A 25,782-nucleotide genomic window follows, 5' to 3' on the forward strand; every position below is an offset into this window, starting at 1 on the left:
AAATTTCTTAAGAAATTAAAGGATGTCTAGAAGTTCTACTTCAAATACTAGAGCAGCAAATGGAGGGATAGCAGCACCTGCGCCACGTTCGCCGTATGCTAGGTCTTGTGGGATGTATAGTTTCCACTTAGAACCAACAGGCATTAGTTGAAGTGCTTCAACCCAACCTTTGATTACGCCAGTTACTGGGAACTCAGCAGGTTGGCCGCGAGATACAGAGCTGTCGAAAACAGTGCCGTCAGTTAGCTCACCGTGGTAGTGAACACGAACTTGCTTGTCAGAAGTTGGGATTTCGCCAGTACCTTCAGTGATGATTTCGTACTGTAGGCCAGACTCAAGAACAGTTACTTCTGGACGTAGAGCGTTGTCTTTTAGGAACGCTTCACCGTCAGCAGCAGCTACTTTAGCTGCTTCTTGACGTGCTGCTTCAACGCGAGTGTGTAGCTCTTGTAGTGCGTTGTTGATCTCGTCGATTTCGATAGCTGGTTGCTCACCAACTAGTGCAGTTGCGATACCAGCAGCGATAGCGTCAACGTTTAGACCTTCAAGACCAGAACCAGCAAGTTGCTGACCCATTTGTAGACCGATACCGTAGCTAGCTTTTTGCTCTACAGTCTCAAATTTAACTTCAGACATGTTGTCTCTCTTTATATGGTGTATAAAGGGTAAAGGATACCAGTTATAGCTTTGTTATGAAACGGTCGAGCCTAGATAGTCTTTCGCCACGTTGTGCGATTAAGATCGACTTTTAGTGACATTTTGTCGAAATTTAACTGGGCTATTACCTTCAAAGCTTAAAAATCCTATACTCATGAGCGCTTGGTTTTTATACTTGTAGCGAAGGCCGTTTGGAGACAAAGTGCGATGAATCGCAGAAAGAAAAAGAAACAGCAGCAGGTGGATTATGTTGAACTGGCGAAAGCCAAGCTCAACCAGATTGATTGGCAGCAGATTAAACAGAGTATTCTAGATAAATGGAACTTGTTACCTAGGCTGCATCAACGTGCACTTATGGTGATTACTCCTTTGTTATTGGTGTTACTTGTGATCCCAATCCCTGAAGCTCAAACCGAAACAGAGCCGGCAGTTTCTCCTAACACTCAACGTGTCGAAGTGGATATCAATACCCGTAGCCTGAGTGAGCAAAAAAGCGCAGAGCAGGATTCTCTGGTCTCCAAAGCTTGGAATGAGTATGAGGTTAAAAGTGGTGATACTTTAGCTCAAGTCTTTCGTAGTAACGGTTTGGCTATGGCTGACCTTAACGCCTTGGTAAAGGTTGAGGGTTCGGATAAGCCTTTGAGCAGAATTAAAAAAGGTCAGCTAGTGCGATTTAAACTAGCCGAAAACGGCCAGCTTGATATCTTACAGCTTGAAAAAAGCAATCAGTCCGTTATGTTCTTCCGACTGTCAGATGGTGGATTTGGTCGCAGTAAGTAATTGACTCTAAATAGTTTCAACACCGCTTTCCATGGCATTAGGGGGAGGATAATCATCACTATCCCTAATGCTGTTAGCCAATCTGGCACTTCATCAAACCACATCACACCAAACAGCGCGACAAACACTAACCCAGAATTTTCAGCCACTGCGATTGAGCTGGCTGGCGAGCGTTGGTAGGCCATCACCGCAAGACCATTGTAGGTCAGAATCAAGGCGGCACTGGCTAAGATTAGCAGTAAGTGGTTATTCGATATCGGCTGCCAGTAAAGCAGCGCCAGTATACCTGAAACTGGCAGTGACAGGACTGATGTCCAAAACAGAGTACTGACGACCGTTTGTTGGCTAGGTAGCTTTCGTGCGCTTATGTTAAACAGGGCAAGAGTGAAGGTTGTTCCGAGTGCAAACAGCGCTGCCCAGTGAAACTCCGATGGCCTTAGCACCACCATTACTCCAGCAAAGCCAAAAATGGTTGCCGCACTACGTTGAAGTGTTGGTTTCTCTCCCAGTAACACAATCGCTAACGGCAGCATGAGTAGGGGGGCGGCATAGAAGACTGCATTGGCCGTCGCCAAGGTTAAGTGGGTGATAGCGACAACCATGCATCCACTACCAATTAAGATCAGATGCGCTCTGAGCAAATTTAACTTGGGGCTGTACATCTTTCTTTGTGGCTGGGATTGTTTCCACCATAAAGGGAAAATAACCACAGCGGAAAGCAATTGGCGAATGAAGATGTACTGAAAGGTTGATACCTCACCATCAAGCAGCTTCACAGCGACATCGGAAAGAGAAGCTGCGAAGTTGCCAATCACTAGCAGTAGGATAGCGACGTAGGTTGCAGAGAGAGCCAAGGCTACTTTTCCAATTTCATATCAATATGTGGGATGTCATCTTCTAAGTACATAGCGGATGTTTGAACAAAACCGTGTTGTTGATAAAACGAGGCTAAGTGTTCTTGGGCGCCAATTTCAATCGACTCACTGGGCCATAATGATTCACAATCTGCCAAAGCTTGTTGCAGTAGTTTATGACCTAAACCACCACCTCTATGACTTTCCTTAGTGGCAACACGACCAATACTCACCGATGGATAACTGAGTCCTTTCGGTAACAAACGTGCGCATGCTATTAGCTCATCGTCTTGATAACCGAGTAGGTGGAAAACGCCCAATTGGTGGTCTTTATCATCCAGCTCTGGGTAAGGACAAGTTTGCTCGACGACGAAGACGTCGACTCGAAGTTTTAGCAGTGTATACAGTTGTTCAGTGGTGAGGTCGGAAAAAGGTTTAAGTTGCCAAGTAATCATTGTTTATCTGTCTTGCTGTTGTTGATATCGCCAATGTAGCAAGACAGTTTTCGATGGGCATTAACAATTGTTAACTTTGGCTACGCTTTTTGATTCGGCTTAGGCTAATTGGAGTAATCCCAAGATACGCTGCGATCTGATAATCGTTGAGGCGTTCAAGTAAGTTTGGGTAATGCTGACAGAACAGTTCATAACGCTCTTCCGGGCTGTAGAGCAACATAAAGCGTTCCTTGTTTTCTTTATACATCAGCTGAGTTTCAAGCAGCTTGAGGTAAATACCGTGTTTTTGCTCGCGCCATACCCTTAAGGTCTCAATAGGTAATGAGAGTAAGGTGCACTGGGTCAATGACTCAAGCAAGTAAGGGGAGGGGTGTTGGTTAACCAAGCTTTCAAAACCGATGATCCAGTCACTCTCCCAATAGAACTCTTTACTGAACTCTTTGCCTTTATCGGTTAGATACGCCGAGTGGCACATTCCATCTAGCAAAAAGAAAATCTCTTCAGCGACTTCCCCTTGATGCAACAAAATATGGCGAGTTGGCAGTTCAATCAGTTGCGCTGATTGGGTGAGTTGTTCTATTTCAGGTTGCGTGAATCCGTTTTGTGACAGTTGCTGATGGAAAGCGTCAAACATAATGGCAAAAATCTTACGTAGATGAAGAGCGGTCATTTTAAGATAAACGTTAACCAATAAAAAAGCCGCAATTTTCATCGCGGCTTTCAGTTAGTTTAATGAAGTGTTACTTCTGTAGGTCGATTTGGTAAACACCAAAGCCAACATCATCTGTTGCGACACGTTTCATTGGATACTGACCTTTCTCTTCAATGAACTTCGCTGCTTTTTCACTTGGTGATGTTTCAAAGCGAATATCAAGTTTGTTGTCAGACTTGATTGGAGCGAATGACCAGTTGTTGTCAGCGCTTGGTGTTACTTCACCTTTCTCTTGGCTTACACGAGTGATGTAGGCTGCGATAACTGAGCGGTTTTCATCTGGTGAATCAAATGCGACAAACTCTGCGCCTGTTCCTGGGAACTTGTTGCTGTATGCACGGTAGTTGTTGGTTGCGATGATGAAATCTTGCTTCATATCGATTGGCTTACCTTGGTAAGTTAGGCCAACAATACGCTCGGCACCTTGGTTAACGACTTTACAGTTACCATCGTATTTCGCTGGTTGAGTAACGTCGATTTGGTAGTTAACACCGTCGATCACATCGAAGTTGTAAGTACGGAAGCCGTCCCAGTCGATAAGTTGCTGTGGTGCGGTGCTGTTGACGTCGATTTGCTTAAACTGTCCAGCAGTACATTCTAGCCACTCTTTGACTTCTTTACCGGTGACCTTCATCGCTACTAGCGTGTTCGGGTACAGGTACAGGTCTGCTGCGTTACGGAAGGTTAGCTGACCAGATTCAACTTCAGTGAAGTTTGCAGGATCATTCTTACGGCCACCCGCTTTAAATGGTGCTGCTGCAGAAAGTACTGGAATATCAGAGAGATCTGGGTCGCCTTGGATAAAGCGCTCAACATAATCTTTTTGCGCTAGGTTGACGATTTGAACCGTTGGATCATCTTGAACGAGAGCTAAGAAGCTGTACATGACGTCATTCGCTTTACCAATCGGTTGGTTAACGAAATCGCGAGTACCTTTGTGGTCAGCTTCAAGCGCTTTGACCATCTCTTTATCTGCTTCAGCCAGTGACTTCTTGTTTACTTTATCGAAGATTGGGCGTGCTTCTGATTGGCCATTAACCACAACCCATTTGCCATCTTTCTCTTTAAGTTCTAGATCGATTACACCAACATGGCTACCCCAGCGGCCTGGCATGACTGAGGCTACGCCATTGATAGTGCCTTTTTGGTTATCAACACCTTGAATATTGTCGAAGCCTTTACCTGGGAATACCGCATGCGAGTGACCAAATGCAATTGCGTCAATACCTTCAACTTCAGCTAAGTAGTATGTAGAGTTTTCGGCGCCATGTTTGTATGGGTTTGCTGCTACACCTGAGTGAGGAATCGCAACGATAACGTCGGCACCCTCTTTTTTCATCTGTGGAACAAGCTCTTCTGCTGTTTCCTTGATGTCTTTAGCGAACACCTTACCTTCTAGGTTCTTCTTATCCCAAACCATGATCTGTGGTGGAACAAATCCGATGTAACCTACTTTGATTTCATGCTCAACACCGTCAACATCTTTGAATTTGTGAGACTTAATGATGTATGGCTTAAAGTAGTGCTCACCGGTTTTTTGATCAAATACGTTAGCGCTGATGTAAGGGAAGTCTGCATCGTTGATGGTTTCTGCTAGGAACTCAAGGCCGTAGTTGAATTCATGGTTACCAATGTTACCCACATCGTAGTCTAGTTGGTTCATCGCTTTGTACACTGGGTGTACTTCACCAACTTTGATGCCTTTAGCTGCCATGTAGTCACCCATAGGGCTACCTTGGATTAAGTCACCGTTATCAACCAAGACACTGTTCTCAACTTCAGCGCGAGCCTGTTTTACTAAAGTAGCAGCACGAGTCAGACCAATCTTTTGCGATGGCTTATCTTTGTAGTAGTCATAATCCATGACATTAGTGTGAATATCAGTTGTTTCGACAATACGAAGTTTGATCGTATCTGCCATTGCTGGGCCTGCCATGGTTAACATGCCACCCAGTACAGCAAGAGATAGGGGTTTCACTGCTACTTTCATTTTTTGATGCTCCGATAGCGTTTAGTAAGACGCTGCATAATGTAACAAAATGAAATGAAACAATGATTTCATTGAAAGACAAAGTGTGATGTTGAGCAATTACTTTATAGCGTTCTGCTGAGAATATCTCAAAACCGAACAAAGCTTGAACAATCTTAAAATATTCGCTTATCAGAAATTGATATAAAAAATGAAATTTTAGAATTTCAGGTAATATAACTAGAGCGCCATAATGCCTTCATAGATTAGGTAAGGGTGACATTATGGCGAGCAAGGATAAGATTTCTCAATTTCCTCTGAGCAATCAGCACGCACAGCGTAGTAAGCAAGCAGATCTCAATACAGTGGGTCAGAGTCTGCTCGGTAAAGGTGAAGTTGCACTCGTTGGCGCAGGTCCGGGTGATGTCGAACTTCTGACCTTGAAAGCGCTGCGTTTCCTTCAGCAAGCTGATGTTGTGCTTTATGACTACCTAGTATCGGATGACATCATCTCTTTGGTGCCAAGCGATACCATCTTAGTGTGTGTCGGTAAACGTGCCGGTCACCACAGTGTTCCTCAAGAAAAAACCAATCAACTACTACTCGACTTCGCGCTGCAAGGCCACCGAGTGGTACGCATAAAAGGTGGCGATCCGTTTATCTTTGGCCGTGGTGGAGAAGAGCTTGAAGTCCTTGCTGATGCAGGTGTCTCTTTCCATGTCGTGCCAGGTATCACAGCCGCAGCTGGCGCAACCGCTTATGCGGGCATTCCCCTCACACACCGCAACTATGCTCAGTCAGCAATGTTTATCACCGGTCATTTAAAAGCAGAAAGTGATCAGATGGATTGGTCGACGTTAGCGCGCGGTAATCAGACTCTAGTGATCTACATGGGTTTGATGAAGTCGGAATACATCCAAAGCCAACTGATTGAACATGGTCGTCAGCCAGAAACACCCATCGCGATCATTGAGCGCGGTACGCACAGCAAACAGAAAGTATTCAAAGGTCAGCTCAATGAGCTTGCTGATCTCGCAAAAGACGCTCAGTCACCTTCGCTTATCGTCGTTGGTGAAGTGGTGGCATTGTCCGAAAAGCTTGCGTGGTTTGAACCCCAAGCAGAACAAGTCACCGCTCAGCGTCAGTCAGCCTAACGCCATTTTTACTAGATTAGCCATAGGCTCAATGAGCCATAAAGGAAGCAATTAACATGGATCAAGAACGTTTAACCCATCTTAAGCAGCTTGAAGCGGAGAGTATTCACATCATTCGTGAAGTTGCCGCTGAGTTCGATAACCCAGTGATGATGTATTCAATTGGTAAAGACTCATCGGTCATGCTGCATTTGGCACGTAAAGCTTTTTACCCAGGTAAAATTCCTTTCCCGCTACTTCACGTCGATACCGACTGGAAGTTTAAGGAAATGATTAAGTTCCGTGACCGTACTGCTGAGAAATACGGCTTTGAGCTTTTGGTTCATAAGAACCCAGAAGGTCTTGCGATGGGATGTAGCCCATTCACACATGGCTCATCTAAGCATACTGACATCATGAAAACTCAAGGTCTTAAACAAGCTTTGAACAAGTATGGTTTTGATGCGGCTTTTGGTGGCGCGCGCCGTGATGAAGAGAAATCTCGTGCGAAAGAGCGTGTTTACTCTTTCCGTGACAAGAACCATACGTGGGACCCAAAGAATCAGCGTCCTGAGTTATGGCGTACTTACAACGGCCAAATCAATAAAGGTGAGAGCATTCGTGTCTTCCCACTTTCAAACTGGACTGAGCTAGATATCTGGCAATACATCTACCTAGAGAACATCGAGATCGTGCCACTTTACCTAGCTGATAAGCGCCCAGTTGTTGAACGTGATGGCATGCTGATCATGGTGGACGATGAGCGTATGGAGCTTCAACCAGGTGAAAAAATCGAAGAAAAAAGCGTTCGCTTCAGAACACTCGGTTGTTACCCACTGACTGGCGCGATTGAGTCTGAAGCCAATACGCTAACAGGAATTATTGAAGAGATGTTGGTTGCGACATCCAGTGAACGACAAGGTAGAGCGATCGACCACGATCAGTCTGGATCGATGGAACTTAAGAAACGCCAAGGTTACTTCTAAGGATTGAGGACAAACAAGATGAATAGCGCAGTTGAAGCTCAGCTTGAAGAGCTTGGTATTGAAGGATACCTAAAACAACACCAATACAAATCACTACTTAGATTCCTCACTTGTGGTTCAGTAGATGATGGCAAAAGTACCTTGATCGGTCGCTTACTGCATGACTCTAAGCAAATTTATGAAGATCAATTAGCAGCCGTTCATAACGATAGCCAACGCGTTGGTACCACTGGAGAGCGTCCAGACCTTGCTTTGCTTGTCGATGGACTTCAGGCAGAGCGAGAGCAAGGGATCACAATCGATGTAGCTTACCGTTACTTCTCAACACAGAAACGTAAGTTCATCATTGCAGATACTCCAGGGCACGAGCAGTACACGCGTAATATGGCGACAGGGGCATCGACCTGTGATCTAGCAGTGATCTTGATTGATGCACGTAAAGGCGTACTGGATCAAACTCGTCGTCACTCATTTATCTCAAACCTACTTGGTCTTAAGCACTTTGTGGTTGCGGTAAACAAAATGGATCTTGTTGACTATTCGCAGCAGCGTTTTGAAGAGATTCGCGATGAGTATCTTGAGTTTTCCAAAAACCTGCAAGGCGAAACCGATATTCAAATCATCCCGCTTTCTGCACTTGAGGGTGATAACGTTGTTGAGCCTAGCCCGAAAATGGCTTGGTTCGAAGGTTCGCCGTTGCTAGAGATTCTAGAAAACGTGGATGTTGACCAAGACAAAGAGATTGGTGAGTTCCGTTTCCCTGTCCAATACGTTAACCGTCCGAATCTAGATTTCCGTGGCTTTGCTGGCACGATTGCTTCCGGTAGCGTCAAAGTGGGTGATGAAGTTAAGGCATTGCCTTCAGGTAAAACGTCGAAAGTTGCACGTATCGTTACTTTTGACGGTGACCTTGAACAAGCTCAGGCAGGACTAGCCGTCACGTTAACGCTTGAAGATGAGATTGATATCAGCCGTGGTGATTTGATTGTGCTAGAGAATGCGCAAGTTGAGTCGAGTAACCACTTGCTTGCTGATGTCGTGTGGATGACAGAGCAACCACTTCAGCCAGGCCGCGATTATGACGTGAAGATTGCTGGTAAGAAAACGGTCGGTCATGTCGAGGCGATTCGCCACCAATATGACATTAATAATCTATCAACGCATAGCGCAGTTGAGCTACCTCTTAATGGTATAGGCTTGTGTGAGTGGACTTTAACAGAGTCTGTAGCGCTTGATGACTATCTTGCTAGCCAAGACACTGGTGGTTTCATCATCATCGATCGCCTAACCAATGTAACGGTCGGTGCAGGTCTTGTGCGCGAAAGCCTATCAAGTGTTGAAGTGAAAACCTCTGATATCTCTGCATTTGAACTAGAGCTGAATGCCTTGGTTCGTAAGCACTTCCCACACTGGGAAGCGAAAGATATTGGTCAGCTACTTAAATAGTTGATTGGTAGAGTAGGGAAGCGTTATGTGGCAGCAAGGATTTGTGTTGGCAATTTTACTCGGCATCGTAGCATGCTTGGTAACAACACGAATTAAACCAAGTTATATCTTTGCCGGAGCAGCATTTATTGCTTTCCTTGGTGGCATGATAGAGCTAGGTGAAGTGGCTACCAATTTCACCAACTCTTCGCTACTCACTTTAGTGCTGCTGATCTTAGCATCAGCAGCACTAGAAAAGACTCGACTGATTAGCTGGGTAAGCCGCTCACTTTCAACCGGAAGGCTGGGTACTGTTGTTGCCAAACTGGGCGTCTCAACAGCGCTACTTTCATCCTTTACCAATAATACTGCTGTCGTGGTCTCTTTAATTGGCGCCATTAAACGTAACCAGCAGCATGCACCTTCAAAGCTATTGATCCCGCTTTCTTACGCCGCGATCTTAGGTGGCACATTGACCTTGATCGGTACGTCGACCAATTTGATCATTAACAGCTTTGTTGAAGATGCCGGACTACCCAGTCTTGGCTTCTTTGCGCCAACCATGATCGGTTTGTCTGTCTTGCTTGGTGGTATGTTGATCTTGATCCCGCTCAGTTACCTATTGCCCAATTATGAAGATCACAGCCAAGACGAGTTGCCCTATTTTCTTGAAGCGAGAGTTGAGCCAGGTTCGCCATTGGTCGGTCGTAGCATCAGTGAGAACAACCTACGCGCCCTGCGTAAATTGTTCTTAGCCGAAGTGGTAAGAGACGGTGAAACCATGCCTTCTGTTGAACCAGACTTTGTGCTTCAAGCCCGTGACCGATTGCTGTTTTGTGGTGATATTGAAAGTGTTGCAACGCTGCAAGAAATTCAGGGCCTGACCTTATTTGGTCAGCACCATCTCAACGGTCAAGGTTTTGTCGAAGTGGTGGTGAGCTCTTCAGCAAGCTTTTGTAATAAAACACTTAAATCGAGCCACTTCCGCGATCGTTTTGATGCAGTTGTTGTTGCCATACGTCGCGGGCATGAGCGCTTACAGGGCGGGTTAGGGAATATTACGCTCAATGCGGGTGATACCTTAGTCCTTGTTCCGGGTAAACGCTTTGAGCAAGAGCGCCGTGCGCATCGTAAAGAGTTTGTTCTAGTGAATGACTTAGATTCGAGTGCGCGTTTGGATGCCAATAAGTCGGCAATGGTGTTAGTCGGTTTTGCGAGCGTTATTGCCCTTGCGCTGCTTGAGATCGTGCCGCTGATTAAGGGGTTGTCCGTTTTCCTCTTAGCTGCGCTGTTTTTTGGTGTGGTTCAGCTTGGTGAGCTTCGCAGGCGTTTCCCCGTAGATATCGTAGTGATTGTTGGCTCGGCGCTCTCCATTGCTCAACTGATGCTGTCGACAGGTTTGTCCGTTAGCTTAGGCCAGATGTTTATTGAAGGCTTCAATGGTTGGGGTGTGTTTGGTGCCTTGGTCGCCACCTACTTACTGACCCTGATTTTAACTGAGCTTGTAACCAATAATGCAGCGGCGGCGTTGTCGTTTCCTATCGGCTACAGCATGGCGATTGGCTACGGAGTCGACCCTATGCCATTCATTATGGCAGTGCTTTTTGGCGCTAGCGCGAGCTTTATTTCTCCCTACGGTTATCAGACCAATCTCTTGGTATACAGCGTAGGCAATTACAAATTAACAGATTACGTTCGAGTGGGAATTCCTCTTTCTATTGTTTACTCCGTTTTGGTGTTGACGCTAATTCCACTCTTCTTTCCGTTTTAAAAGGACTGAATTATGACTACGGAAACGCCAACTAAAGATGAAAATGTCGTATGGCATCAACACTCTATTGATAAGGCTTTTCGCTCTCAGTTAAAGAAGCAAAAGCCAGTGGTACTATGGTTTACGGGGCTTTCTGGCGCAGGTAAATCCACTATTGCGGGGGCATTGGAAACGCGCCTTGCACAAGCGGGTTTTCATACTTATCTACTAGATGGGGACAATGTTCGTCACGGCCTGTGTAGTGATCTTGGCTTTTCCGAGCAAGATCGTAGAGAGAATATTCGACGCATTGGTGAATTAGCTAAGCTGATGGCAGATGCTGGCTTAATTGTTTTATCAGCGTTTATTTCTCCGCATCGCGCAGAGAGACTGCTTGTCAGAGAGATGCTTCCAGAAGGGGAGTTTCTAGAAGTCTTCGTCAACACCTCTCTCGAAGTCTGCGAGCAGCGTGACCCTAAAGGTTTGTACAAAAAAGCGCGAGCAGGGGAAATAGCAAACTTCACAGGTATTGATTCTGAATATCAAGCGCCGATTAATCCAGAAATAGATTTACGCGCTGGTGAGAAGTCGATTGAAGCTCTGGTAGAAGATTGCTTGGCGGCTCTCAAGGAAAGACAAGTTATCACATAAACTAAAAAACGCTTCCCTAGAGAAGCGTTTTTTTATTGATTCACTTGAGTGGTTTTACTACTCGAAACAGATCTCAATAAAAGCATTACCCCATTGAGATGTGAATGGCATGATTATGATAGAACCTTCACACTTGTGACGGATAGTGTGGCCTTTACCAGAGACAACAACCGGTGTAGCCATATCAAAATCAAAGCCACTTTCTGCAAGAATACGCTTTGCACCACCAGTAACCATGTTGGTGATTTCACCCACCATGTCCGTTACTTCATCGTTAAGGCCATTCGGGCGCTCACCTAGCATGTTCTGCATAATCTCTAATGCGAGGCTTTCATCAAAAGTAATAGACATAGAACCGCGGCTTTGAGTGCCTACCATCCCTATTAAACCTGATACATCCCCACGTGCGATTTCATCTTTCTTCACACGAGGCTTCTGTGGCTTCAATTCCAGCGAAGCCATCGTTTTTAATACGTTCATCAATGAAGCTAAAAACGGGTTTACAAATTCAGCGCGCATAATCTTCTTCTATATCTTTATTTCGCATTGTCAGCAGAACAAGCCTGACAAGTACCGTGTGACTCAATTACGTGATTATTGATGGTAAAACCATGTGCTTCCGCATTGTTCGCAAGTAAGGCTACCAAACTATCATCTTGAAGTTCAATAACGCTCCCGCATTTATCGCAAATCAATAGGTGCGAGAAATGCTTATGAGCATTGCATGAAACACATTGAATGTAGCTATTGGTTGACTCAACCCTATGAATAAAGCCTTGCTCTAACAAAAAATCTAACGCCCGGTATACGGTCGGTGGTTTTGCTTGAGGCTCGCTTTGTTTCAAATCTTCAAGCAGCTCATAGGCACTAGAGGCCTTTGGGCTCTCACATATCAATTCAAATACGCGCTTACGCTGAGTTGTAAGGCGTACACCTCGGGCAGAGCATATCTCTTCAACTTGCTTCACTAAATGCAGGTCCAAACTTATCACCATTACCATTGGACATTTTAATAATATACCATTTCTCGCGGTTTATCGTCGCTTACTAGGTAATATCTTATAGCTTTGTCAGTAAGTTACTTATTCATAATGTGAATAATGTCTAACTTGTCTGGAACGCTATAACTTACCTTATCTACATAAAAAACGATACCAATAACAGCATTTTAGCTATTTCTTATCGTTGAGCTGTGTCCAAGATCTGCAATCCACGCTCAAAATCAAACTCTTCGACCACGCGGGAAAGCTCTGATAACTGAGCGCTACTCAAGCCAATCTGCTTGCCTGAGTCAATGTCATTGATGATGGCTACCGCCTCGGTATCGCTTTGTTCAATGGCCGAGTAGAGCTTCTCATACGTCTCTTGATCGTAGTTTTGAATAGGCGTATCCGCAGCTTCAGTCTTGGTTTGCGAAGAGGCAAGGCCTTGCTCTATGTTGCTAATTACCTGCTCAAGCTGCTGGGCTAGCTGGTCCCGCAGATCTTCGTTGTCTAAGTCTTGCTCCAATGAAACGCTAAGCTGGTGGACTTCGCTGGCGCCAATGTTCCCAGATACCCCTTTGAGAGAGTGAACGTTGCGTTTTCTCACCTCTTTATCTTGGTCAGAAAGCGCCAGTAATACAGCATCAGTGTCACGATATGTAGCGGCAAAACGTTCGAGAAGCTTCTTGTACAAACCGCTATTACCACTTGAACGAATCAGTCCCGCTTGTGTATCGACGCCTTCAATTTTCGGAATGTCTGAACTGTGCTGCGCAGACTGAGCGACAAACTGTTGAGGATGTTTTGGCGTAATCCATTTGGCCAGCGTGCTAAACATACTGCCGACATCAATGGGTTTGGCAATAATGTCATTCATACCTGCTTCTGCGGCTTTGACCTTATCTCGCTCCATCACGTTTGCTGTCATGGCAATAATGGGGATCGAATGGTCACTAAGCTTGGTGCGAATAAACTGAGTGGCCTCATAACCATCCATGATAGGCATTTGGCAATCCATCAGAATGCCATCGAAATCATTGGTCTTATACAGGTCGAGAGCGACCTGACCATTTTCAGCCACGGTGACATGAATTTGCTGTCCTTCAAGTAGCTCAATAGCTAACTCTTGGTTGATTTCATTGTCCTCGACTAACAGAAGCTGTGCACCAGCCAGTTGCTGGACATTGGCTAGTTGGTTCTGCTCTTCAGCCTCACTGCGACTCAGACGGGCATGGTCAACGCCGTACAGAGAAACAATGGCATCAAAAAGGTGAGATGCCGTTATCGGCTTATCGAGAATACTAGGAACAGTAATACCTCTTTGTTCAAAGATCTCGGTGAGTTCCTCTCGACCAAAGGCGGTCAACATAAGTGGTTTTGGCTGTTGAGATTGAGGAATCTGAGCGTTCACCATCTCAAGTAAATCAATGCCATCTTTTCCAGGCATTTGCCAGTCGGTAATGAGCAGATCATAAGGTTGTTGATTGCTGAGAGCTTGGTTGAGCTCTGCGAGTGCATCGTCAGCATTACTTACGCTGTGAGCGTCAAATCGTAGTGATTCAAGGATATCTTCAACAATGATTCTGGCGCTGGCGTTGTCATCGACGACAAGTACTCTCAGTTTTCCTAGTTCGACAGGAACCGCGATCTCTTCTTGTTTTAGAGCATGACTGACTTTGGAGGCTACAGTAAAGGTAAAGCATGAGCCTTTACCTGCTTCACTTTCTACACGGATATCCCCGCCCATTAACTGGCTAAGTTCTTTACTGATGGCTAACCCTAAACCGGTACCACCATATTTCCGCGTGGTTGAGCTGTCAGCTTGAGTGAACTTGCTAAACAACTTGGCGGTTTGCTCCGCTGTCATGCCTATACCACTGTCTTCAACGCTAAACTCTAGTTCTAGGTTGTCACCATCACGCTCGGCAACGCGAATGGATATTTTGATTTCACCTTTCTCTGTAAACTTGACTGCGTTATTCGCGAGGTTAATTAAGATCTGCCCAAGTCGCAGAGGATCACCGACTAAGGTGGTCGGTACGTCACGATCAATGTGGATCAGTAGCTCAAGTCCGCGCTCCGAAGCACGTAAACCAACAAGGTTCGAAATATTGTCGAGTACATTTTCTAAATGGAAATCGACGTTTTCAATATCTAGCTTACCCGCTTCAATCTTAGAGAAGTCGAGGATGTCATTGATCAGCCCCAGTAGGGAGTCTGCAGACAGCTTAACCTTATGAATGTAGTTACGCTGAGCTTTAGTTAAGTCGGTTTTGAGCGCCAAGTAGCTCATACCTATAATCGCATTCATCGGAGTGCGGATTTCGTGGCTCATATTCGCTAAGAAATCCGACTTAGCGCTGTTCGCTGAATCGGCTTCATCACGCGCAATCGCGAGCTTTTCGGCAAATCGCTCTAAGGCAGAGTGAGATTTATTGGCTAGAAAGCCTAGGAGTAAAAGTGTAACTAGGAAGATTGCACCACCGATGGCTAGATTACGTGCGATACTGCCAGAGTCTTCCACTGTGGCTAGCTGTGCTTCATAGCCAGGTAAGATTAGCTCAATGATGGCTTGATGCTGCTGTTTGAGTGCTTGGATTTGACGGTTTTTCTCACCACGTAAGTCTGTGAGCTGATTGAACAGAGTTAGGTAATCTTGTGTCGCGTCTTGTAGCGTACTGATTTGAATTTGTTCATCCTCAGTGACAACTTGCTCATAGAGGTTTTCTAACAGTTCGATGGCAGCAATAAGGTTGTTCTCAACTTCTGTTTTAAGCTGTAACTGACGCTCAATTTGTTGAGTAATAGCGTAGTCTTTGTCACTTTGCTGTGCATTACTAATCTCAGTGTGTAATACCAATAAGTTGGTGCTGATAGAAAGCTTGTCACTAATAGAGAGCTGAACATTGGTTACGGCTTGCTGGGCGAATTTGAGTCGTTGCTGGAGATGTGAACGTAGCTCGATTGAGACCCGAGTCAGTTCAGTGACCGATCTTTCTATCTGGGAAGATATATTCGCCTGCAGAGGTTTAGACAGCTTCGGCCAACTGCGAAGTTGAACTAAGGCTGAGCTGTAACGGTTTTTTGCATTCTTGATTAGAGCAATTGTCTGTTGGCTTTCGCTATCGGTGGCATCGCGCTCAAGTTTATTGATCAGTTGCTCCGCTTTTTTTAGTTCTAGCTGAGCAAGGTTTAGAGATTCTTGTTGATTGGAAACGATGTAGGTTTTCTGCTCTGCTTGAGAGTTAGCTATCAGACTGACCAACCAATGTGCTTGAATCGCGAGATCAGATTCTCGGTCGACTTTTTCTCTAAGTTCATCAATCGAAACGATACTCGACTCGATGAACTGTTCGTGTTCAAGCTGAATCTCTTGTACTAAGCTCTCGACGTAGTCTCCGGTCTCAGATAGCTCCGTCCGTGTTTGAGCGGACTTTTCACTCAGCCCCACATAGCTTTCAAATTGCTGATGATATTGGGCGAGTGAGCTTTGAATCTGCGAGTCAGCCCCATTGCTTACAGCATCACTGGCAATTAACTGAGCTTTACTGACCGCTTGCGACAGTTGGTTTTGCAGTTGGGCATCTGGCTGGCGAATATAGCTTTGCTCGATAACTTTAATACCATCAAGGGTTGAGAGCAGCTGAGCGTTATTGGCATATTGATCAACGGTGTTAAAGCGTTGAGTTAGGCTTAACCATCCGATAATGCCAGCGATGAGCAACATCACCGACGCGATAATAAAGCCAATAAGAATACGTTTGGAATCGAGAGCGTAGTTTTTTACAGAGTCCATTCAAGCCTCAGTGGTTGATTAGAATTCATCTTTAAAAGATTCTTTAACTTTCAAAATCTCATCGAGTTGTTGGAGAAAGATTGGGACCAGCGCTGGATCAAAATGTGAGCCCGCTTCTTCTTCGAGCAAAGCCGTCGCTTTTTCAATCGGCCATGCCTGTTTGTAAGGACGCTCACTGGTTAAGGCATCGAAGACATCCGCAATGGCAACAATTCTCGCACTAAGCGGGATATCTTCCCCCTTTAATCCATGCGGATAGCCACTGCCATCCCACTTTTCGTGGTGATAAAGCGCGATCTCTTGTGCCATCTGCATTAATCGTGTGTCGCTGTCTGCAATGATATCTGCACCGATTTTTACGTGGGTTTGCATCACTGCCCACTCTTCGGCATCCAGTTTTCCCGGTTTGCGCAGCACAGCGTCAGGGATACCTATCTTACCAATGTCATGCATCGGGGCTGCTTGAAACACCAACTCAATCCATCGCTCACTCACATCTAACTGCTGAGCAAGGATTCTCGAGTAGTGACTCATGCGAATAACGTGCATGCCTGTTTCGTTGTCTTTATATTCCGCCGCTCGGCCAAGACGCTGGATGACCTCGAGGCGTGTTTTTTCCAGCAGCGCAGTGCGCTCTTTCACTTTGTTGGCTAATGAAAGGTTTTGGTCATAGAGAGAAATATGTGTTTTTACCCTAGCTTGAACGATAGGTGGGCTAACTGGTTTGGTAATATAGTCGACAGCTCCCATCTCGAAGCCTTTTTGCTCGTCGACCACCTCTGCTTTAGCGGTAACGAAGATAACCGGAATTTCAGCGGTAACTGGATTGGTTTTTAGTTTCTCACATACCTCATAACCATCCATCTCTGGCATCATGATATCGAGCAGGATGAGATGTGGGTATGGTTTAGTGCTGGCAATCTGTAGAGCTTTTACGCCACTCGTCGCCGCTTTTATACGGTAGTCATCAGAAAGAATGCCTGACAAAGTATGGATGTTGTCGGGGATATCATCGACAACCAGAATTACAGGTTTTTCATGCTGTTCAATTAGCATTGCGGTAAATCCTTTACTGCAGATTCATTGACTTATTAATCCATAGAATAGTTATTTTTTATAAATATTGGCACTCAATAATTCAGTGGTCGTATAACTCGTCCTAGATAACGTGACCCACGTTTGAATAATCGTTATTTACTACCGACGGTATTTAACCTGAATCTTTTCCCGCAGCGGTGTATAATCGCGCGATTATTTTTGATGCCGCGCTGGAAATAGGGACGTTATTTGAAAGCGGTACTGACTGTTTAGAGGTAGCTTCGTGTCGAACACTGAAACGAAACAACAATTTCCAATGCAGCGCTTTTCCATTGCGCCCATGCTCGATTGGACGGATCGCCATTGTCGATACTTCCATCGCTTGCTGACCAGTGAAACATTGCTGTACACCGAGATGGTGACAACTGGTGCAATCATTCACGGTAAAGGTGACTTCTTAGCCTATAACCAGCAAGAGCATCCAGTGGCGCTTCAGCTTGGTGGTTCGAACCCTCAGGATTTGGCTACGTGTGCTAAGTTAGCGGCAGAGCGTGGTTATGATGAGATTAACCTTAACGTTGGTTGTCCGTCTGACCGAGTTCAGAACGGTCGTTTTGGTGCGTGCTTAATGGCAGAGCCAGAGCTGGTGGCTGAATGTGTTTCTGCAATGCGTGATGTAGTTGATGTCCCAGTTACGGTGAAAACTCGTATCGGTATCGATGACCAAGACTCTTATGAGTTTCTAACTGACTTCGTATCCATTGTCTCTGAGAAGGGCGGTTGTGAGCAGTTCACGATTCATGCGCGCAAAGCTTGGCTATCTGGTTTGAGTCCGAAAGAGAACCGCGAGATCCCGCCGCTTGATTATCCGCGTGCTTATCAGCTCAAGAAAGACTTTTCACAGCTGACAATTGCCATTAATGGTGGTGTGAAGACATTGGAAGAGAGTAAGGAGCACCTTCTGCATCTTGATGGCGTTATGGTCGGCCGTGAAGCGTATCAAAACCCATATATCCTAGCGAACGTTGATCAAGAGATCTTTGGTTTAGATAAGCCAGTTAAGAAACGCAGCCAAGTGGTTGAAGAGATGTACCCATATATTGAGCAGCAGCTATCTCAAGGGGCGTATCTTGGTCATATTACTCGTCATATGTTAGGTCTATTCCAAAATATGCCAGGTGCTCGTCAGTGGCGTCGTTACATCAGTGAAAACGCGCACAAACCGGGTTCGGGTATTGAAGTGGTTGAAGCTGCACTGGCGAAAATTCCTAAAGAGTTAAATGTGTAAAAAATACCTAGTTACTTGGTTAATTTTACCTCATAGAAGATTTTTAAAGAGCACTCAAATAGGGTGCTCTTTTTTATTTTTTATTTATCAATGTCTTACGCTTAGGTGTGAGTTTGGCACGTATCCTGATAGATATTCTAGGTCAACTAAGGAGAATCGTATGTTTGAACTGATCTTTATCATGGTATTTGCTGCTACATTGCTAGTCACTGGTGTGACTATGGTGACAGTGCTTGCGAGTGTAGCGTTTTCTTTGGTAGTCATGGTACTGCTTGGCATGGTAGGAGCAGTCCTTAAGTTGTTGCCTTGGCTCATTGTTATTGCAATCGGTATTTGGTTCTTTAAATCCTATGTGGCGCAGCCTAGATAAATACGGTTAAAAGACAAATACTTGATGGCTAGTCGCACAAATATGCATTAGTATTTGACGCATACCATACTTGTCTAGCTAAGGCAGCACAGCGAGGTGCTGCCTATTGCGATTAACTGGAGAGTCAAATTTATGGGTTTAAAAACCGCAATTGCGTTGGCAGCTGTTGTTTCTACGTCTGCATTGGCAGAATCGTCTCTAACCACTAAGTTTGGCGCCGAAATGTGGTTTCCAAAGACTGAAGTAAATGAAGTCAACCGAGAAAGCGATACCACACCGAGCTTCTATGCTGCGATAGAACATGATGTGAAATATGTCCCAGATGCACGCGTTCGTTATTCTACGGTCGATGCCGACTATATGGCATTCAACAAATTAGATCTGACTTTGTATTACCGTATTCTTGAGCATGACTTAATGCACTTTGATGCGGGTATGACCTTCAGTGACTTGAGCAATACCAAGTACGTCAACGCAGATACCGACGCCGTAAAGAACTTTGATGAGATGATTTGGGCTTGGTACGGCTATGCAGAAATTACGGTGCCGAATACCAATCTTGATGTGATTGGTGAAATGAACTTTGGCAATAATAGCGGGATTAAGAGTACTGACTTGATAGCTGGAATGCAGTATCGACTGCCGCTTGGGAGCAGCACACTGGCATTACGTGGCGGTTACCGAGTGATAGACCTTGAAGCTGAAGAAATCTTTAAGCCTGCAGAAGGCTCAAACCTAGGTAAACCATTCATTTTCGCTAATGGCTTCTTTGCTGGAGCAGAGTTCTCGTTCTAACGAAGCTTTCATACTGATTTTTTAAAACGCCGTCTTCTAAGACGGCGTTTTTTTATATCTATTGATTATATTTACATAATTCATTTAGCACTTTCTTGTCGATTGACCATGCTTAAAGAGGAATAGTGTTTTTAGCCAGAGAAAGGAATCTCATGACTATCAATGAACTTAGACATCTTTATCGAGAGCAGCAATTGGTTGAAGCCATCATCGAGCCATCGGCTCAGGAAGGCAGTTGGATCGTTGAGTTTCGTCATGCCCGTGGAGGCTTTGTTCTTTTAACCGACTCTCACGGTGAAGAATGTCACTATATGAACTTAGACCTTGCATCGAAGTCAGCAATGGCGGTAGGTTTCAAACAAGTCAGAGTCGAAGCCAAGTAGGTGAGTTAGTTCAATTCTTCTCCTTTCTTTAATTCGAAAAGTTATAAAACATTCACTTCTATTCTTTCTTGTTATTAAAGAGAGTGGTTAATCTATCATCACGCAATGAATAGGGATGTCGAGACCATGTCTTTGAACAAGAACGTGTCCTCTCAAGGAAACACACCACAAGAATTACCATCAATCGCTGCTCCTCTTAATGATCAACAGCTTAGCTCGCTACAACAGACGGTTACCGATCTGTCGGCGCAGCAGTTAGCTTGGGTGAGCGGTTATTTCTGGGGATTAGCTCAAGCTCAACCGGCGGCAGCTTCTGCTCCAATTAATCAAGCGGCAGCTGCCGTTGCGGCTAAACCTGCTGGAAAACTGTCAATTATCTTTGCATCGCAAACGGGCAATGCTAAAGGTGTTGCTGAAGCGCTAGAGCAAGAAGCAAAAGCACAGGGCATTGCCGTTGAGCTGTTTGATGCCAGTGACTACAAAGGTAAAAACCTTGCCAAAGAAACGCACGTAATTTTCGTGGCATCAACCAATGGCGAAGGTGAAGCACCAGACAATGCTATCGAGTTGCATGAGTTCTTACAGTCGAAGAAAGCACCGAAATTGCCAAATCTGCAATATGGCGTGATTGGCTTAGGTGACTCAAGCTACGAGTTTTTCTGTCAGACAGGTAAAGACTTTGATGCATTTTTGTCTAAGTTAGGTGCAACTTCATTTATCGATCGTGTTGATCTCGATGTTGACTATGAAGCGCCAGCCGCTGAGTGGCGTGCCTCAGCGTTAGAGAAAGTTAAAGAGGCGCTATCGTCTGGTGCAGAAGCGGAAGTGGTGCAACTCCCAGTAGGCCAAGCGGCACCAGGGCATTCTCCATATAACAAGCAAAATCCTTATACAGCGACCTTGCTGACGAGCCAAAAAATAACAGGTCGCGATTCAGGTAAAGATGTTCGCCATGTAGAGATCGATCTCGAAGAGTCTGGTTTAACTTACCAACCGGGTGATGCGCTAGGCGTATGGTTTGAAAACAGCAGCGATCTCGCTAATGCCATTTTAGCTAAAGTAGGCCTATCAGGTGTAGAAAGCGTTGAAGTTGATGGTGAGAGCCTATCGATTCATAGCGCTTTGGTTAGCAAGTTCGAAATTACAGCGGCTAACCCTCAGCTAGTGACTAAGTTTGCGGAGTTGTCTGGTAGTAAAAAACTACAAAAGCTGGTGGAAGATAAAGACAAGTTACGTGAGTACGCAGGGAATACACAGGTTGTTGATGTACTCGCTGAGAAGAAGGCTAAGTTATCTGCTGAAGAGTTAATTAGTTTATTGCGCCGCTTAACTCCGCGTCTCTACTCTATCGCATCAAGCCAAAGTGAAGTAGATGAAGAAGTTCACCTAACGGTTGGCTTAGTTGAATACGACAAAGGGGATGAAAAGCGTTACGGAGGGGCATCGAGCTTCTTATCACAGCGCTTGGAAGAAGGCGGCGAGGTGAAAGTATTTGTTGAGAACAATAATAACTTCAAGCTACCTCAAGATGACAATACTCCTGTGATCATGATTGGTCCTGGTACAGGTATCGCGCCATTCCGTAGCTTTATTCAGGAGCGTGACAACCGAGATGCAGAAGGTAAAAACTGGTTGTTCTTCGGTGATCGCACCTTTACTCAAGATTTCCTCTACCAAGTGGAGTGGCAGAAGTACCTTAAATCTGGATTACTAAATCGCCTTGATGTGGCGTTTAGTCGTGATCAAGCAGAGAAAGTCTATGTCCAACACCGCATTCTAGAAAATGCCGAGCAAGTATGGCAGTGGATCCAAGAAGGCGCTTACATCTATGTTTGTGGCGATGCAACACGCATGGCGAAAGATGTGCATGAAGCCTTGATTCATGTTGCTGAGCAACAAGGCAAGCTATCACGCGATGATGCGGAAGAATTTATTAACGAACTACGTAAAGCGAAACGTTATCAAAGGGATGTGTACTAATGACTTTTTCTACTGAGAATAATAAGCAGGTTGTATTAGGCGAAGAGTTAGGAAAGCTTTCTGATAACGAGCGTCTAAAAACGCAAAGTAACTTCTTACGCGGTACGATCGAGCAAGACCTACAAGACAGAATTACTGGTGGTTTTACCGCTGACAACTTTCAGCTGATTCGTTTCCACGGCATGTATCAGCAAGATGACCGTGACATTCGTAACGAACGTGCGAAGCAAAAACTTGAGCCGCTACATAATGTCATGCTGCGTGCTCGTATGCCGGGTGGCATTATCAAACCGGATCAGTGGCTAGCGATTGATAAGTTCGCGACTGAGCACTCTCTTTACGGCAGTATTCGCCTGACGACTCGTCAAACCTTTCAGTTTCACGGAGTTCTTAAGCCGAACATTAAGTTGATGCACCAAACCCTAAACAGTATTGGTATTGATTCGATTGCAACAGCGGGTGATGTGAACCGTAACGTCTTGTGTACCACTAATCCAATTGAGTCAGAGCTACATCAAGAAGCCTATGAGTGGGCTAAGAAAATCAGTGAGCATTTGCTACCTAAGACTAAGGCGTACGCAGAAATCTGGCTAGATGGCGAGAAAGTGGAGACAACAGAGGGTGATGAGCCAATTCTAGGTAAGACTTATCTTCCTCGTAAGTTTAAAACGACGGTAGTGATTCCGCCGCAAAATGATGTTGATGTTCACGCCAACGATCTTAACTTCGTGGCGATAGGTGAGAACGGCAAGCTGGTGGGCTTTAATGTTCTTGTCGGTGGTGGCTTGGCAATGACCCACGGTGATACTTCTACTTATGCTCGTCGTGCTGATGACTTTGGGTTTGTGCCGCTAGAGAAAACTCTTGATGTTGCAGCGGCAGTCGTTACCACTCAGCGTGACTGGGGTAACCGCTCGAACCGTAAGAATGCCAAAACCAAGTACACCTTAGATCGTGTCGGAATTGATGTGTTCAAAGCAGAAGTAGAAAAGCGCGCAGGCGTTGAGTTTGCTGAAAGTCGACCTTATGAATTTACTGACCGCGGCGATCGTATCGGTTGGGTTGAAGGTATCGATGGTAAACATCACTTAGCACTGTTTATCGAGAATGGACGCTTACTAGACTTCCCGGGTAAACCTCTTAAGACAGGGGTTGCCGAAATTGCCAAGATCCATAAAGGTGATTTCCGAATGACGGCTAACCAAAACTTAATTGTTGCGGGCGTCTCGAAAAGTCAAAAAGCCAAGATCGAAAAGATCGCACGTGAACACGGTTTGATTGATGATAGCGTGAGTGAACAGCGTAAGAGTTCGATGGCATGTGTCGCTTTCCCAACTTGCCCACTTGCTATGGCTGAAGCTGAGCGCTTCTTACCTCAGTTTGTAACAGACGTAGAAGGCATACTTGAGAAACACGGTTTGCCAGAAGAAGAAAATATCATCTTACGTGTGACTGGTTGTCCGAATGGTTGTGGTCGTGCAATGTTGGCTGAAATCGGCTTAGTCGGTAAAGCTCCAGGGCGCTATAACCTCCACCTAGGTGGTAACCGAGCGGGTACACGCATTCCAAAGATGTACAAAGAGAACATTACCGATAAGCAGATTCTTGAAGAAATCGATCAGCTGGTTGGTCGTTGGGCGCAAGAGCGTGAAACGGGTGAAGGGTTTGGTGATTTTGCAATTCGTGCTGGAATCATCCAAGAGGTAAAAGTATCTAAGAGGGACTTACATGCTTGATTCTGTCGCTTCTAAACCTCAGTTAGCGAAACTTCTCTCATTAACTAAGACGGAACAAATACTCCAGCTTGGTCAAATTAATGCAGAGTTAGAGCAGCTAACTGCGCAGCAAAGAGTTGCTTGGGCGCTTGAAAACCTTGAAGGTCAGTTCGCTGTTTCCTCTAGTTTCGGTATTCAGGCTGCTGTTATGTTGCACCTAGTTACTGAACAAAAGCCTGATATCCCTGTTATCTTGACTGATACTGGCTATCTGTTTCCAGAAACCTACCGCTTTATTGATCAGCTAAGTGAGCAGTTGACGCTAAACCTTAAGGTCTATCGCGCAAAAGAAAGTGCTAACTGGCAGGAAGCGCGTTACGGAAAATTGTGGGAACAAGGTATAGAGGGAATAGAGAAATACAACAAACTAAATAAAGTCGAACCGATGAGGCGGGCTTTAGATGAGCTTGAGGTAGGGACTTGGTTTTCAGGTTTACGTCGTGAGCAATCTAAATCACGAGCAAGCTTACCAATCTTATCGATTCAAAATGGTGTGTTTAAGTTCTTGCCTGTGATCGATTGGACGAACAAAGATGTTCATTATTACCTAGAGCAAAACGGACTTTCATATCATCCCCTAAGAGATGAAGGTTATCTATCTGTTGGTGATACCCATACAAGCAAAAAGTGGGAGCCGGGTATGAGTGAAGAAGAAACTCGTTTCTTTGGATTGAAGCGTGAATGTGGTCTTCACGAAGACGATAGTGAGCAAGATGGTTCGGGGATTTAGTTTTTCCCTCTATATATAGATAAAAAGGTCGCGAGAGTGGCCTTTCTTTTTGCGTGAAAAACAGCGAATGTGGATAACTCTGTGAATATTTTGTTGGCTTGATTGGGGTAAAGTTGGATAAATAAGGCTTTGGGCGAAAGTTAGCCTGTTAAACGTTATTTTTGCAATTTTTTCAAAATAACGCTTGCCAATGTGAGCGCGATCTCTATAATGCCTCCTCGTCGACAGGGCAAGGGCTCACAAGGGTTCAAGCGAAATCGACAGGTTAACTAGCCAAGCGGAAACGCTTAAGAAAAGTTTAAAAAAGTGGTTGACACTACAACTTAAAACGCTAGAATGGCTGCCTCTTCCGAAGTGATGTGAGTCACAAAGAAGAAAGCTCTTTAACAATATAAACCTATCAATCTGTGTGGGCACTCGTTGATGATAATCCAATTAGAAACTTCGGTTTCAAATTAGGTTTCAATGATACGAAGTGACCATTGAATCTTCGGATTCAGCACAGTCAATTCAAACATTACTTATGTAATGTTCAGTATTCATTGAGCCGACAAAATCTTAAATTGAAGAGTTTGATCATGGCTCAGATTGAACGCTGGCGGCAGGCCTAACACATGCAAGTCGAGCGGAAACGAGTTAACTGAACCTTCGGGGAACGTTAACGGCGTCGAGCGGCGGACGGGTGAGTAATGCCTGGGAAATTGCCCTGATGTGGGGGATAACCATTGGAAACGATGGCTAATACCGCATAATAGCTTCGGCTCAAAGAGGGGGACCTTCGGGCCTCTCGCGTCAGGATATGCCCAGGTGGGATTAGCTAGTTGGTGAGGTAAGGGCTCACCAAGGCGACGATCCCTAGCTGGTCTGAGAGGATGATCAGCCACACTGGAACTGAGACACGGTCCAGACTCCTACGGGAGGCAGCAGTGGGGAATATTGCACAATGGGCGCAAGCCTGATGCAGCCATGCCGCGTGTATGAAGAAGGCCTTCGGGTTGTAAAGTACTTTCAGCAGTGAGGAAGGCGGAGTCGTTAATAGCGGCCTCGTTTGACGTTAGCTGCAGAAGAAGCACCGGCTAACTCCGTGCCAGCAGCCGCGGTAATACGGAGGGTGCGAGCGTTAATCGGAATTACTGGGCGTAAAGCGCATGCAGGTGGTTTGTTAAGTCAGATGTGAAAGCCCGGGGCTCAACCTCGGAATTGCATTTGAAACTGGCAGACTAGAGTACTGTAGAGGGGGGTAGAATTTCAGGTGTAGCGGTGAAATGCGTA

General features: G+C 45.2%; 22 protein-coding genes and 1 rRNA gene. 14 read left to right on the forward strand and 9 right to left on the reverse strand.

Annotated features, from left to right (window positions below):
• Window positions 1–15 precede the first annotated feature (15 nt).
• Window positions 16–636, reverse strand: coding sequence for a BamJ family beta-barrel-assembly machinery protein (gene bamJ / locus AC6R00_RS13030; protein WP_004748314.1), 621 nt, complete (start codon window positions 634–636; stop codon window positions 16–18).
• Between the two features lie 228 nt (window positions 637–864).
• Between bamJ and AC6R00_RS13035 the strand changes: the two genes are divergently transcribed.
• Window positions 865–1,437, forward strand: a complete 573-nt coding sequence (locus tag AC6R00_RS13035; protein WP_500640660.1) for a LysM-like peptidoglycan-binding domain-containing protein — start codon at window positions 865–867, stop codon at window positions 1,435–1,437.
• On the opposite strand, the gene AC6R00_RS13040 is transcribed toward AC6R00_RS13035, so the two are convergent.
• The 4 genes from AC6R00_RS13040 to cpdB all read right to left on the reverse strand — a co-directional run bounded on the left by AC6R00_RS13040 (window position 1,383) and on the right by cpdB (window position 5,448).
• On the reverse strand, window positions 1,383–2,291 hold the full coding sequence (locus tag AC6R00_RS13040; RefSeq protein ID WP_500640661.1) for a DMT family transporter: 909 nt from the start codon (window positions 2,289–2,291) through the stop codon (window positions 1,383–1,385). The two genes, AC6R00_RS13035 and AC6R00_RS13040, sit on opposite strands and share 55 nt — an antisense overlap.
• A 2-nt stretch (window positions 2,292–2,293) precedes the next feature.
• Window positions 2,294–2,746 (reverse strand): GNAT family N-acetyltransferase, encoded by a 453-nt coding sequence (locus tag AC6R00_RS13045; protein ID WP_500640662.1) that lies wholly within the window; start codon window positions 2,744–2,746, stop codon window positions 2,294–2,296.
• A 70-nt stretch (window positions 2,747–2,816) separates the two neighbouring features.
• Window positions 2,817–3,380 (reverse strand): Crp/Fnr family transcriptional regulator, encoded by a 564-nt coding sequence (locus tag AC6R00_RS13050; protein ID WP_500640679.1) that lies wholly within the window; start codon window positions 3,378–3,380, stop codon window positions 2,817–2,819.
• A gap of 106 nt (window positions 3,381–3,486) precedes the next feature.
• Window positions 3,487–5,448, reverse strand: a complete 1,962-nt coding sequence (cpdB, locus tag AC6R00_RS13055; protein WP_500640663.1) for a 2',3'-cyclic-nucleotide 2'-phosphodiesterase — start codon at window positions 5,446–5,448, stop codon at window positions 3,487–3,489.
• A 263-nt stretch (window positions 5,449–5,711) separates the two neighbouring features.
• On the opposite strand from cpdB, the gene cobA reads away from it, so the two are divergent.
• From cobA to cysC, 5 genes are read left to right on the forward strand one after another with little or no spacing between them, the layout of a single operon-like run.
• Window positions 5,712–6,581 carry a uroporphyrinogen-III C-methyltransferase gene (gene cobA / locus AC6R00_RS13060; RefSeq protein WP_500640664.1) on the forward strand — a complete coding sequence of 290 codons (870 nt, stop codon included), beginning with the start codon at window positions 5,712–5,714 and terminating at the stop codon, window positions 6,579–6,581.
• A gap of 56 nt (window positions 6,582–6,637) precedes the next feature.
• Entirely contained in the window at window positions 6,638–7,546 is a 909-nt protein-coding gene (gene cysD / locus AC6R00_RS13065; protein WP_004748302.1) for a sulfate adenylyltransferase subunit CysD, read from the forward strand.
• A gap of 18 nt (window positions 7,547–7,564) precedes the next feature.
• Window positions 7,565–8,992 (forward strand): sulfate adenylyltransferase subunit CysN, encoded by a 1,428-nt coding sequence (gene cysN / locus AC6R00_RS13070; RefSeq protein ID WP_500640665.1) that lies wholly within the window; start codon window positions 7,565–7,567, stop codon window positions 8,990–8,992.
• A gap of 25 nt (window positions 8,993–9,017) precedes the next feature.
• A complete protein-coding gene (locus AC6R00_RS13075) occupies window positions 9,018–10,742 on the forward strand; it encodes an SLC13 family permease (RefSeq protein ID WP_004748300.1) in 1,725 nt (574 codons plus the stop codon).
• 12 nt (window positions 10,743–10,754) lie between these two features.
• Window positions 10,755–11,372, forward strand: a complete 618-nt coding sequence (gene cysC, locus AC6R00_RS13080; RefSeq protein ID WP_500640666.1) for an adenylyl-sulfate kinase — start codon at window positions 10,755–10,757, stop codon at window positions 11,370–11,372.
• A gap of 57 nt (window positions 11,373–11,429) precedes the next feature.
• On the opposite strand, the gene AC6R00_RS13085 is transcribed toward cysC, so the two are convergent.
• The 4 genes from AC6R00_RS13085 to AC6R00_RS13100 form a co-directional block, all read right to left on the reverse strand.
• Window positions 11,430–11,891 (reverse strand): chemotaxis protein CheX, encoded by a 462-nt coding sequence (locus tag AC6R00_RS13085; RefSeq protein ID WP_004748296.1) that lies wholly within the window; start codon window positions 11,889–11,891, stop codon window positions 11,430–11,432.
• 17 nt (window positions 11,892–11,908) lie between these two features.
• Window positions 11,909–12,373, reverse strand: a complete 465-nt coding sequence (gene zur, locus AC6R00_RS13090) for a zinc uptake transcriptional repressor Zur (protein ID WP_038197529.1) — start codon at window positions 12,371–12,373, stop codon at window positions 11,909–11,911.
• A 178-nt stretch (window positions 12,374–12,551) separates the two neighbouring features.
• A complete protein-coding gene (locus tag AC6R00_RS13095; RefSeq protein WP_500640667.1) occupies window positions 12,552–16,151 on the reverse strand; it encodes a response regulator in 3,600 nt (1,199 codons plus the stop codon).
• An 18-nt stretch (window positions 16,152–16,169) separates the two neighbouring features.
• Window positions 16,170–17,207 carry a response regulator gene (locus tag AC6R00_RS13100; protein ID WP_500640668.1) on the reverse strand — a complete coding sequence of 346 codons (1,038 nt, stop codon included), beginning with the start codon at window positions 17,205–17,207 and terminating at the stop codon, window positions 16,170–16,172.
• Between the two features lie 265 nt (window positions 17,208–17,472).
• Here AC6R00_RS13100 and dusA point away from each other — a divergent pair, with 265 nt between their 5' ends.
• From dusA to AC6R00_RS13140, 8 genes are all read left to right on the forward strand, one after another.
• Window positions 17,473–18,477, forward strand: a complete 1,005-nt coding sequence (gene dusA / locus AC6R00_RS13105; protein WP_500640669.1) for a tRNA dihydrouridine(20/20a) synthase DusA — start codon at window positions 17,473–17,475, stop codon at window positions 18,475–18,477.
• A gap of 160 nt (window positions 18,478–18,637) precedes the next feature.
• On the forward strand, window positions 18,638–18,847 hold the full coding sequence (gene pspG, locus AC6R00_RS13110) for an envelope stress response protein PspG (protein ID WP_500640670.1): 210 nt from the start codon (window positions 18,638–18,640) through the stop codon (window positions 18,845–18,847).
• Between the two features lie 132 nt (window positions 18,848–18,979).
• On the forward strand, window positions 18,980–19,642 hold the full coding sequence (locus tag AC6R00_RS13115) for a TIGR04219 family outer membrane beta-barrel protein (protein WP_500640671.1): 663 nt from the start codon (window positions 18,980–18,982) through the stop codon (window positions 19,640–19,642).
• Between the two features lie 152 nt (window positions 19,643–19,794).
• Complete coding sequence (locus AC6R00_RS13120; RefSeq protein WP_004743374.1) at window positions 19,795–20,025, forward strand: hypothetical protein; 231 nt, start codon at window positions 19,795–19,797, stop codon at window positions 20,023–20,025.
• Between the two features lie 126 nt (window positions 20,026–20,151).
• A complete protein-coding gene (locus AC6R00_RS13125; protein ID WP_171323632.1) occupies window positions 20,152–22,005 on the forward strand; it encodes an assimilatory sulfite reductase (NADPH) flavoprotein subunit in 1,854 nt (617 codons plus the stop codon).
• The gene (gene cysI / locus AC6R00_RS13130) at window positions 22,005–23,741 is read left to right on the forward strand and encodes an assimilatory sulfite reductase (NADPH) hemoprotein subunit (RefSeq protein WP_272786195.1); all 1,737 of its coding nucleotides are present in this window, start codon (window positions 22,005–22,007) and stop codon (window positions 23,739–23,741) included. Before AC6R00_RS13125 ends, cysI begins: the two co-directional genes overlap by 1 nt.
• Window positions 23,734–24,510, forward strand: coding sequence for a phosphoadenylyl-sulfate reductase (locus AC6R00_RS13135; protein WP_004743371.1), 777 nt, complete (start codon window positions 23,734–23,736; stop codon window positions 24,508–24,510). Before cysI ends, AC6R00_RS13135 begins: the two co-directional genes overlap by 8 nt.
• A gap of 560 nt (window positions 24,511–25,070) precedes the next feature.
• Window positions 25,071–25,782: ribosomal RNA gene (locus AC6R00_RS13140) — 16S ribosomal RNA — on the forward strand; the annotation flags it as partial.

The organism is Vibrio sp. R10-SF1-ISO8 (assembly GCF_059833805.1).